The 11787-nt window shown below is 63.3% G+C and carries 9 protein-coding genes; all 9 read right to left on the bottom strand.

Going from position 1 to position 11787, the window contains the following annotated elements; translation table 11 throughout:
- Window positions 1-5: 5 nt before the first annotated feature.
- Window positions 6-2144 (bottom strand): GumC family protein, encoded by a 2139-nt coding sequence (locus tag NITMOv2_RS08195; protein WP_053379399.1) that lies wholly within the window; start codon window positions 2142-2144, stop codon window positions 6-8.
- 28 nt (window positions 2145-2172) lie between these two features.
- Entirely contained in the window at window positions 2173-2961 is a 789-nt protein-coding gene (locus tag NITMOv2_RS08190; protein ID WP_145976227.1) for a polysaccharide biosynthesis/export family protein, read from the bottom strand.
- A 14-nt stretch (window positions 2962-2975) separates the two neighbouring features.
- Window positions 2976-3923, bottom strand: a complete 948-nt coding sequence (locus NITMOv2_RS08185; protein WP_053379397.1) for an HD-GYP domain-containing protein — start codon at window positions 3921-3923, stop codon at window positions 2976-2978.
- Between the two features lie 53 nt (window positions 3924-3976).
- Window positions 3977-4153, bottom strand: coding sequence for a YlcI/YnfO family protein (locus tag NITMOv2_RS23835; protein WP_187299404.1), 177 nt, complete (start codon window positions 4151-4153; stop codon window positions 3977-3979).
- Window positions 4154-4358: 205 nt separating this feature from the next.
- Window positions 4359-6926: a DNA internalization-related competence protein ComEC/Rec2 gene (locus NITMOv2_RS08180; RefSeq protein WP_053379396.1), complete on the bottom strand. Its 2568-nt coding sequence runs from the start codon at window positions 6924-6926 to the stop codon at window positions 4359-4361.
- Between the two features lie 28 nt (window positions 6927-6954).
- Complete coding sequence (glmM, locus tag NITMOv2_RS08175) at window positions 6955-8304, bottom strand: phosphoglucosamine mutase (RefSeq protein WP_053379395.1); 1350 nt, start codon at window positions 8302-8304, stop codon at window positions 6955-6957.
- On the bottom strand, window positions 8297-9190 hold the full coding sequence (gene folP / locus NITMOv2_RS08170; protein ID WP_053379394.1) for a dihydropteroate synthase: 894 nt from the start codon (window positions 9188-9190) through the stop codon (window positions 8297-8299). The genes glmM and folP overlap by 8 nt, the downstream gene beginning before the upstream one ends.
- Before the next feature lie 148 nt (window positions 9191-9338).
- Window positions 9339-11150 (bottom strand): ATP-dependent zinc metalloprotease FtsH, encoded by a 1812-nt coding sequence (gene ftsH / locus NITMOv2_RS08165; protein WP_053379393.1) that lies wholly within the window; start codon window positions 11148-11150, stop codon window positions 9339-9341.
- 93 nt (window positions 11151-11243) lie between these two features.
- A complete protein-coding gene (gene hpt, locus NITMOv2_RS08160; protein WP_053379392.1) occupies window positions 11244-11786 on the bottom strand; it encodes a hypoxanthine phosphoribosyltransferase in 543 nt (180 codons plus the stop codon).
- Window position 11787: the final 1 nt, after the last annotated feature.

The following is an 11787-nucleotide window of genomic DNA, read 5'->3' as shown; positions in this document are numbered from 1 at the left end:
AACCGTCAGCGGTACTCGTAACGATAGAGCCCATACTCCGGCGTCACTTCTGTTTTGACGTTCGTCAACACGACGCCGAGCACGTTGGCCTGCGCATGGTCGAGGAGGAACTTGGCCCGTTTGAGCGCGTTTCGTCCGATACGGCCGACTTGGTACACCAGAATCGTCCCATCCACCCGCGAGCTGAACGCCACGGCGTCGGTCACCGGCAGAATCGGCGGCGTGTCGATCAGCACAATGTCGTAGTCCTCCTGCATCTCCGCCGTGAGCGTCTTGATCTTGTTCAGATTCAGGAACTCGTTGGGATTGCCTGATTCGGACCCGCTGGTCAGCACGTGGAGGTTGTCCAACCCCGGCGTGTTCATCACGCGGTCCACGCCGACGGTGCCGAGCATCAGATCGGTGGCCGACCGCACGTACGACTTCCAGGAGGTCGTGCCCAGGAGCGCGTCCACCAGGCCCGGCGCCCGCTCCAAGCCCAGCCGCTGATGCACGATCGGCTTGCGGAGATCGGCGTCGACGAGCAGCACGCGCATGCCTTCCTGCGCCATCGTGATGGCCAGATTGATGACGCAGGTGCTCTTGCCTTCGCCCAATCCCGCGCTCGTGAAGATGATCGATTTGACCCGCCGGTCCATGCTGGCAAACTGAATGTTCGTGCGGAGCGAGCGCAGGCTCTCGGACAAGACCGACTTCGGGTCGATCAGGCAGATGAGCTTCGACAGACACTCAACCACCGACGGCGGGGTCTGGGGCGGCAAGGCGGCCTTCGCCATATCCGCCAGTTCCCGGTGGTCGAACTGCGGAATGATGCCCAGCACCGGGACCTTCAGGAACTCCTCGACGCCTTCGATCGTCCCGATGGACGTGTCGAAGGATTCGCGTGCGAACGCCAACACGATGCCCAGGAAGCAGCCCATCAGGGAGCCGATCATCAGGTTCAACATGGGATTCGACGCGTTGATCGGCGTCTCCGGCGTCATGGCCGGCACGATGATCGTCACTTCCTCGATCCGCTCGGCCCCCTTGATGAGCAACTCCTGGTGCTTGGCCTTCAACGTCGCCAGCAGGTCGGCGTTCACTTTGACGTCCCGTTCCAGCCGGCTCATCTGAATCGCGGCTTTGGGATAGCCGAGATACCGATTCCGATAGTGATCGCGTTGGCTCTGGAGCGCGTCCTCCCGATCGCTCAGCGTAAGGACCTTGGACTTCAATTCCTGGATCATCTCGGCCTTGACGTTGTCGATCTTCTTCTGCTGCTCGACCACCTGCGGATGGTCCTTGGTGTAATTGATCAGCAACGTGTCCCGCTCCTGAATCAGGTCGAGGAGCCGCTGGTTGAGGAGCGTGAGCAGCGCGTGCTGATCCTCGGTGAAGATCCGCCGGCTCTGGTTCCCGACGAACGCGTCGGCCCGCTGCAGCACGGCGATCTGCCGCTCGGCCTCGGCGCGCCTGCGCATCACGTCGTTGTATTGCTCTTCCAACTTCGTGAAGGCGTCCAGCGCCGCCCTGGCTTCCTCCGACAGGAAGACTTGGCCTTCCCGCTCCTTGAAGGCGCGGAGCGCCTCTTCCGACTCGTTCAGCCGCTGTTCCAGGTTGGCTAGCTGCTCTTCGACGAACCGCCGCGATTCCGTCACGAGGCGATTGCGCGCCGCGATGTTTTCCACCCGGTAGGCCTGTGCAGTGGAGTTCGCCATCCGCTCGGCCAATGTAGGCTGATCGGTGAGGGCGGAAATGCGGATGATGTTCGTATCCCCTTCCCGCTGCGCCTTGATTTCTTGGCCGAGGTTGTAGACCGTGTTGAGATAGGCGGCCGATCGCTTCTCGTCCTCGGCGGCGTCCGCCTTCACCCGGCCCAAGTCCACCGCCACCCGTTCCATCACCGGGAAGCTGCGGATGAATTCGGTCTGCGTCCCGAGGTCGTTGGCGTTCGAATAGGAGAGGGATTCCAGGAGCTGCTGCGCCACCGTCGTGTTGCGCTCGAACTTGACGCGGGCCACCGCCTCGTAGATCGGCGCCGGTTTGAAGAACTCGGAGAACAGGAACGTAAAGAGCACCACCAAAAGAGCCGATACGAGGATGAGAGATCTCCTCTTTTTGAGGATCAGCCAGTAATCGATGACGTTCAGTTCGTACTGAGCCATATCGTTACGCCTCGATCACCGGGGCCGCCTACCGCACGGTGGTGAACGCCGGAAGGAGATAAGCGGGATACAGGGGCATGACTCCCACCTGGACGACCGGGAGGATCTTCTTGGCCGCCTCGTTCGCATCGCCCAAATGCTCGCGCGGCACGAAGATGATGTCGTTTTCTTCGAGCGCCACGTTGCGCGACAGATCGCCGTAGGTGAAGGCCCGCGCCAGATCGGCGGTCAGGATCAGGGGCTTCCTCAAATCCCCGCCCCGCAGCACGCGGATTTCTTCCAGCAGCGCCGTTTCCTGATATTCGGCCGCGGCGATGGCCTGCAGCATCGTCATGTTCCGCGCCATCGGAATCATGCCGGGCTTCTTGACGTCGCCGAACACGAAAATCCGCTTCACCTTCAACAGCTTTTTCTTGAGGGCGACCTGCACCCGCGGCTGGCGCATGAACGCCGTGGCCGCCTCCTGCACCCGCCGCTCGGCTTCCGCCGCCGTCACGCCGCCCACATCGATCTCCATGAAGCCGACCGAGACCGTCCCGTTCTCGCGGACCAAGCCGGTGAACTTTTCCTCGCCGGCTCCCCGCCGGATCACGATTTCGAGCGTATCGCCGGTTTCAATCGGCGTGTCGGCGGTCGGGACGGTTTCATCCGCATAGACATCCCCTTTGGGGAGCGGCGGGACCGCCGGCGGCTCCGCGCTGATCGCCGAGGGCGGGAGCGTCGACTGGGCGGGGTTCCGGCATCCGGCCACGCTCGCCAGTCCGATCGTCACGACCGTCATCGCCGCGACGAATGAGCCCTTCGTCATCCGTTTCATGGCCGGCTCCATGGCTATGATTCGCCTCCCTGTTGCAGCACTTCCACGATATAGGCCGACGGCGTCCGCCCCAGATCGAGCTCGCCGCCCGCCGATGTCCCGCTCTTCATGGCCAGAATGGGGCGGAGGGGATATCCGGGGTTGATGCGGGAGACCGTGCCGCCGTCTCCCGTGTTCAACCGCACCGGCGTGCCGACCGGATAGAGCGTGACGGCATCGCCCAACGCCTTCAGCACCCGGCGTGAGAAGAGCGGCTTGCCGTGAACGAAGAGCTCGCGGAGCGCCTGGTGCGGCGTGATGGAGTTCTTGTACGGCCGCTGCGTGACGAGTGCGTCCAATACGTCCGCCAACCCGAGAATCTGCGCGTGCTCGGTGATCTGATCTTCCTTGAGCCGGCAGGGGTAGCCGCTGCCGTCCCACCGTTCATGTTCCTGCGCCACGACGGCGGCGAGACGATCGTAGGCGCCGCCGAGCGCGGCGAGGACCCGCCGCCCCCGTTCCGGATGCGAGCGGACGGTCGCCATCTCCTCGGGAGTCAAGGGCCCTGCTTTGGCGGTGACCGTGTCGGGCAACGCCCACATGCCGACATCGTGCAGCAGACCCGCCAGCGCCAACTGCTCCAACGCTTCCGCGCTGTACGACAGGCCCATGCCGATCTTGACGCTCAGAATCGCGACGTGGACGGCGTTATCGATCAGATACTGATCGGAACGGCCCGCCAGCGCCCGCCGCACACAGTCGTCGCTCCGCCGCAGTTCGTAGACCAGCGATCGGGCCAGTGCTTCGCACTGCGACACTCCCGGGATCACATTTCCACGGACGCCGTCCCGGACGCGGCGCAATTCCAGCCGGGCGGCTTCATACCATTCCTGGGGTGAATCAGGGTCGAGGCGGAGGGAAGACGGCCGGTCGGTGGCAGCCGCCAGCGCTTGCTCACGAACCAGATCAGACAGTCGCGCCACCGGGCACTCCGTTCATCCGAGGAAGGTGTGGTATTCGGACCATGGTCGCGACCCTATTTGTTGACGACCTTGCGCATCACCGGCTGCGGCTTCGTTTCCGCCTTGCCGAGCTCCCGCTCCAACATCGCGCGAATGAATCCGCTGGTGGTGTAGCCCTGCTGCTTGAGCGCGTCGAGTTGTTCCTTCAACTCGACCGGAAGCTGAATCACAATTCGGACAAGCTTGGACATGATGATGCTCCTGTGGACACAATGGTGCCTGCGGCCTGGGACGTGTGCACATGCTATGCCTTGCTAGCATTGTGCTAAGGCTGCGGAATCTCTGCCGCTTCTGCTATGAGGGGTGTTCATTTCGGCCGAAAATGGACGAAAACTGTCACTTCCGTTTCACGGTTGTACGATGAAACGTGACAGTCTCTAGGGGATTTCCCGATGGTCAGGAAAGGGATGCGAATGGAAGGGGATGGAAATCCCGAAGCTGCAGCAGGAGGCGGCGCCAGTTTTCCCGTTCTCCCGGCCAGGCCCCGAGGCCCGACCCGACTGGTTGCAGCAGGAGATCGCGCGCGCGGGTGAGCGTCAGATCAGGGGAAGATACGCGACCCGTGACCCAGACCGCGCCGTCCCGATCAGTCCGTAGAATGGCCGCCTGCTCACGCGCATAGGCGTCGAGCACCGCCTGCATCGGATGGCCATAGGAGTTGGACCGGCCGACGGAGACCACCGCGTACCGAGGATGCAGGTCCGAGATCCACTTGAGATCAAGCGAGCTCTTGGCTCCGTGATGCGGCACCTTCACCACCGTCACCGGACGGCTTCCTTCGCCGGTGAGACGGCGAAGTCCGTCCACTTCGACATCGGCCGCGAACAAGACTCCATGCGTCCCGCACTGTAACCGCGACACGATCGAGTGGTTGTTCAGCCAACTCCCGCTGTTGGCATGGACGACCGGCCTCACATGCGGGGATATCGGGTTCAGGATCGTCAGGCGGCAGGGGCCGGTCGGCAGCACCTCATCCCCCTGCGCCGCAAGCTGCTCGGGGATCGCGTTCTCCTGCAAGACCTTCTGCAGTTCGAGGACGAACTGTTCCTGCCGTTCCACACCCGTACTCCAATACTGTCCGACGTCGATGTGACGCAACAGCCAGACCAGTCCGCCCACGTGGTCCAGCTGCGGGTGGGTGCCGATGACGTGGTCGAGGCGCCGGATGCCTCGATTCCACAGGAACGGTCCGACGACCGAACGCCCCATGTCGAAACGCTCGTACCGGGCGCCTCCATCGATCAACACGGTACGCCCGTCGGGCAATTCCACGACGGCGCTGTCTCCTTGCCCCACGTCAAGAAACGTCACGCGCCACCGGTCGCCGTCGAGTCCGACACGCGGCGACCAGATCCACCAGGCCGCCAGACAGACCACCGCCGTCACGGAACAGAGCCGCACCGGCTTCGATATGCCTCGCCCGCCGGCCAGCCACAGCGCCGCATAGAAAACCGCCACGGACGGCACGGCGGGAGCCGATACGTGCCATTGACTTCCGGGAAGGTCCGCGCACCATCGCAATCCTTGAATGAACCAGTCGCTCAGCGTCTCTTGCAGCGCGCCGAAGGCCAAGGAATCGGCGCCCGCCGCTCCGGTCCACACAGCCGACAGGAGCCCCAGGGGGACCAACACGAACCCCGTGACCGGAATCGCGAGCAGATTCGTCACGATTCCCATCCACGGGAGTTGGTTGAAATAGTAGGCGACGACGGGGAACGTGGCGAGCGTCACCGCTCCGCTCGTCAGCACGGCGTTGCGGGCGGAGACGGCGACGGTTTGAAGAACGCCCGGCGGGGCCGGCGTCCGCTCCGCTTCATCCATGGAGATGACGGCGACAACGTGGACGATCACCAGGACCGAGAGAAACGAGAGCTGGAACGAGAGATCGTAGATGGCGCGTGGATCGTGGACGACGATCAGCAGCGCCGCGGCGGCGAGCGCGTGATGCAGCCGGCGTTCATGCCCGAGCCACAAGGCGACGAACGCCAGCGTGATCATGATGAGGGAGCGGATCGTCGCCAGCTCGGCCCCGGCGAGCAATGCATAGAGGAGCACCAGGGGCCACGTCAGCAGCACGGCGATGCGCGAGGGAGTCAGCACGCGAGACAACGTCAGGAGCGCGGACACCGGAAGCGCGAGCGCCGCTCGTTTGACCAGCCAGAAGCCGACCAGGGCGACAAGCCCCAGATGCGAGCCGGAGATCGAAAGCAAATGCACCGTCCCGGTCGCCATGAACCATTCCTGGACCTCTTGAGCGAGATAGCCCCGCTCGCCGATGATGATTCCCAGGAAGAGACCCAGAGCCGGTTGGCTCAACGTCTTGATCGCGGCGTCTCGGATCGTCGCGCGCCAGCGGTCGATCGAGTGCCCGACGCTCCAGCGCCGGCTCAGGCCGCCTGATTCCAGCACGTGAACCGCTTCGGGCCCCGTCACGGTTGCAACGGCGTCGATGCCCTGCCGTTCCAGATAGCCGGCGTAGTCGAATCCGCCGGGATTCAATGTCCCGCCCGGCGGACGCAGTTTGGCCCGTAGCGCGATCCGGTCGCCCTGCAGCAAGACCGTGCCCGGCTCTCTCCACACCAGTCTGATGCGGTCCGGCCGTCGCCACCCCGCCGGCGCCGGCGTTACGGCCTCGACAGCGAGCGCCACCGTCTGGCGTCCCGGCGCATGCTGAACGGGCGCCGCAATGCGGCCGACCACATCGGTGGGCACGGCGTCACGCCAACCGGGCGGCGGCTGATGGTCCGATGGAAGTGGGACGGCCAGCGTCCAGTAGAGCACACCGGCCAACAGCGCCGCATAGAGCCAAGCCGCAGGCCGAGGATCGATCCAAGCCAGGCGTTCACCGAAGGTCAACGCCAGGGCGACGGCCAGGAGAAGCGCGAGGAGCGCCAGCGGGAAAAATGGAATGAAGGAGCCGATGCAGAGACCGGCGAGGAAGACAACGGTGAGGGACGGCAGCATGAGCCTCCCTCACACGGAGGGCCGGAGCTTAGCCGATATGAACCCGTACCACCTTGGCGAGGTTCTCGGCGACTTCGTGGATCAGACTATCCTGCTCTCCTTCGATCATGATCCGAAGGAGCGGTTCCGTGCCCGAGTATCGAACGACCACCCGTCCGCTGCCGTTCAGGCGCTGCTCACTCTCCTGAATGGCCCGATGGATGTCGGGGATCGATTCCAGCACCGGTTTCTGTTTGACCGTCACGTTCAACAAGACTTGCGGCACCGGCGACATCGCCTTGACCAATTCGGACAGCGGTTTTTTGGTCCGCTTCATGAGCGACAACATCTGCAAGGCCGAGATCAACCCGTCGCCCGTGGTGTTGTGGTCGAGAAAAATGAAGTGTCCCGATTGCTCGCCGCCGAAGTTATAGCCGTCGGCCAGCATCCGTTCCAACAGATAGCGGTCCCCGACGGGAGTCCGAACCAGCGTGATGCCGGCCTTCGCCATGGACAGCTCCAACCCGAAGTTGCTCATGACAGTGCCGACGATGGTCTGTTTGGTCAACTGGCCGTGCTGCTGCATGTCCAGCGCCAAGGACGCCATGACATGATCGCCGTCCACGATCTTCCCCTGTTCGCAGACAAAGATGGCCCGATCCGCGTCCCCGTCCAACGCGATTCCGATGTCCGCCTGGCGTTGCCGCACGGCTTCCTGCAACTGTTCGGGATGTACGGCGCCGCAGCCGGCGTTGATGTTCATGCCGTCCGGCTTGTTGCCGATGACTTCCACATGGGCGCCGAGTTCTCGCAGGACGGTGGGCGCGACTTTGTACGCTGCGCCGTTGGCGCAATCCACCACGAGCTTGATCCCTTGGAAGTCGAGCTCCTTGGGCAGGGACCGCTTGACGAATTCGATATACCGCCCCTCCGCGTCGTCGATGCGATAGGCCTTGCCGATCAAATCCGCCGTCGGCCTCAAGTGGCTGATCTCGTCGGAGACGATCAACTGTTCGATGCGCGCCTCGACCTCGTCGGGCAACTTGAACCCGTCGCCCGAGAAGAACTTGATCCCGTTGTCCTGATACGGATTGTGCGAGGCGGAGATCACCACGCCGGCGTCGGCCCGCATGCTGCGCGTCAGGAAGGCGATAGCCGGCGTCGGCATCGGCCCGACCAGCAACACGTCGACGCCCATCGAGCAGATGCCGGCGGTGAGCGCCGATTCCAGCATGTAGCCGGAGATCCGCGTATCCTTCCCGATGATGATCTGATGGCGGCCGGCGCGCCGCATGAAAATATGCGCCGCGGCCCGCCCGAGCTGCATCGCGATCTCGCTGGTCATCGGCTCCAGATTCGCGACGCCCCGCACACCATCCGTTCCGAACAACTTACGCATAGTGCTCCTGTCGGGTTGCGGCACGCCGCCTCATCGCGCAGGCCACCTTGACCACGTCCGCCATCATCGCCACATCGTGCACGCGGAGAATCTGCACCCCCCGATCGACCGCCAACGCGACCGCCGCGGCGGTTCCCCACTCCCGCTCGGCCGCGGGACGATCGACGAGTTGCCCGATGAAACCCTTGCGCGAGACGCCGATCAGGAGCGGACGGTTGAGCATGGCGAACGAAGACAAGTGGGCCAGGATGTCGAGGTTGTGTACGAGCAGCTTACCAAAACCGATGCCCGGATCAAGCACGATCCGGCTTTCGGAGATGCCGGCCTGCTCGGCGACCTGCATCCGTTCGCGGAAAAACTCCCTGATCTCCCCGACGACGTCGCTGTAGTGCGGCGCCTGTTGCATCGTCCGAGGCGTGCCTTGCATGTGCATGAGCACGACCGCCGCGTCCGAGCGCGCGATCACCCCCGCCATGCCGGGATCGAACCGCAGCGCGCTCACGTCGTTGATGATCGAGGCGCCGGCGGCGATCGCCAACTCCGCCACCCGCGCCTTCGTGGTATCCACGGAAATCGGCAGACGTACCCGCCGAGCCGCGGCGCTCACCACCGGGATGAGCCGGTCGATTTCCTCCTGCTCGGAGATCGGAGCCGCGCCCGGCCTCGTCGATTCCGCCCCGATGTCCAGAATATCGGCCCCCTGCTCGACCAACGCCACCGCATGCGCCACGGCCGCGCCGGGGTCGGCATAGCGCCCGCCGTCGTAGAAGGAGTCCGGCGTCACATTGACGATGCCCATGATCAAGGGTCGTTCGGCGCAGTCGATCACCCGGCCCGTGGCCAGGAACCAGGCGGAAGACACAGGCTGAGACAGGGATTGTTCCATAGGGCTCTCCCTCATCATGCACGCACACGCGGGCCAAAGCAATACGCTTCCCGAAGCGAGCGTATCCGACCGCTCATGCACATGGCAACGAAGGCCCGCTGCCGGCTCCCGTGCCCGCAAGCCGGCGGGGGATTGGCGATTAGATCAGTTATGCGGGAACGGTTTGGGAGGACGACTGCAACAGAATCTGATCGATCTCCGGCGCGTCGAGCACTTCTTTTTCCAACAGGGCCTCGGCCAGAGCCTTGAGGCTGGTCATCTGCTCGGTCAGCATCCGCTTCGTGCGCTCGTAATTCTCGGTGACGAGGCGCTTGATCTCGAGATCGATTTCCAGCGCGACCTGGTCGCTGAAATCCCGTTTGGTGGCGATTTCACGGCCCAGGAAGATTTCTTCCTCTTTCCGGCCGAACGTCAGAGGCCCGAGCTTTTCGCTCATGCCCCACTCGCAGACCATCTTACGCGCGAGATCCGTGGCCCGCTCCAGGTCGTTGCCGGCCCCGGTGGTCACGTGCTTGAAAACCAGCTCCTCGGCCACCCGGCCGCCCATGAGAATCGCGAGGGTGTTGTAGAGGAACTCCTGCGAATAATTGTGCCGGTCGTCGGTCGGCAACTGCATGGTCACGCCCAAGGCGCGGCCGCGCGGAATGATCGTCACTTTGTGGACCGGGTCCGTGCCGGGCAAGAGCTTCGCCATCAGGGCATGGCCCGCTTCATGGTAGGCGGTCACACGCTTTTCCTCGTCGCTCAAGATCATGCTCTTGCGCTCGGCGCCCATGAGCACCTTGTCCTTCGCCATCTCGAAGTCGACGATCTCCACTTCCTTCTTGTTCTGGCGGGCCGCCCACAGGGCCGCTTCGTTGACCAGATTTTCCAGGTCGGCGCCGGAGAAGCCCGGTGTGCCGCGGGCGATTTTTTCCAATTCTACGTTGGCCGCGACGGGCACTTTCTTCGTATGGACTTTCAGGATCTCCGAACGGCCGCGCAGATCGGGCCGGTTCACCACCACCTGGCGATCGAAGCGACCGGGCCGCAGTAAGGCCGGATCCAGCACATCCGGCCGGTTGGTCGCCGCAATCAGGATGACGCCCTCGGTGGTGTCGAAGCCGTCCATCTCGACGAGCAATTGGTTCAACGTCTGCTCCCGCTCGTCATGGCCGCCGCCCAAGCCCGCTCCGCGAAGCCGGCCGACTGCGTCGATCTCGTCGATGAAAATGATGCAGGGGGCGTGTTTCTTCCCCTGCTCGAACAGGTCGCGGACGCGCGAGGCGCCGACGCCGACGAACATTTCCACGAAGTCCGAGCCGCTGATGCTGAAGAACGGCACGCCGGCCTCGCCGGCGATCGCTTTGGCGAGCAGGGTTTTGCCGGTGCCCGGAGGCCCGACGATCAGGACGCCCTTCGGGATGCGCCCGCCGAGCTTCTGGAATTTGCGCGGATCCTTGAGGAACTCGATGATCTCCAGCACTTCTTCCTTGGCTTCGTCGATCCCCGCCACGTCCGAAAACGTGACCTTCTTGCGCTCCTCGGTCAGCATGCGGGCGCGGCTCTTGCCGAACGACAAGGCCTTGTTGCCGCCGATCTGCATCTGCCGCATCAGGAAGAACCAGAGGCCGAGAAACAGAATGAAGGGACCCCACGTCACGAGAAACGTGATGTACCACGGACTTTCATCGGGGGGCTTCACTTCGATCTGCACGTCCTTCTCACGGAGGACCTTCACCAGATCGGGATAGTCGGGGCTGTAGGTGCGGATGCGTGTCTTGTCTTTCAACACGGCGCTGATATGGCTGCCTTTGATGGTGGCTTTCTCGACGTCCCCCTTCTCGATCTTGGTCATGAAATCGCTGAAAATGATCTCTTCTTCCGGCGCGTGGGTCGGAACGCTGAACAGGTTGAACAGCAGAATCATGAACAGGCCGACCACCACCCAGAAAAGCAGGTTCTTGACCCTGGAATTCATCCGGATCTCCTTGTGGAATCGTGGCGGAAACTGGGAGAAAAACACCGTGATGTTAACACAGCGCCGATCGGGCTGACAACATCGCGGCCCACCCTACTCGCCCTGGTCGCCGGTCTGGTCGAGCACCGCGAGGTAGGGAAGGTTGCGGTATTTCTGCTGGTAGTCGAGGCCGTATCCCACCACATATTTGTTCGGAATCTTGAATCCCACATAGTCCACCTGCACGTCGACGACCCGCCGCTCGGGCTTGCTGAGCAACGTGCAGACCTTGATGCTCTTCGGCTTTTTCTTGGCGAGCGACTTGACCAGGTACTGCACCGTGAGTCCGGAATCCACGATGTCTTCGATCAGCAGCACGTCCTTGCCTTTGATATCCTCGGTCAATTCCGTCACCTGCTTGACCTTCCCCGACGTCCGCGCCCCGGACCCGTAGCTGGCCACGACGATGAAGTCCACCCGCAAGGGAATCCGGATCGCCCTGGCCAGGTCGGCGTAGAACGCATACGCGCCTTTCAAGACGCCGACGAGCACCAAATCCTTCCCGGCATAGTCGGCGCTGATCTGCCGTCCCATTTCCCTGATGCGGGCGCGCATCTGCTCCTGGGTGACGATCGGCCGTCCGAACATCCGTTCCATT

Source organism: Nitrospira moscoviensis (assembly GCF_001273775.1).
Taxonomy (GTDB): Bacteria; Nitrospirota; Nitrospiria; order Nitrospirales; family Nitrospiraceae; genus Nitrospira_D; species Nitrospira_D moscoviensis.
The sequence above is the reverse complement of the archived record's forward strand: the minus strand, read 5'-3'. Positions and strand labels throughout refer to the sequence as shown.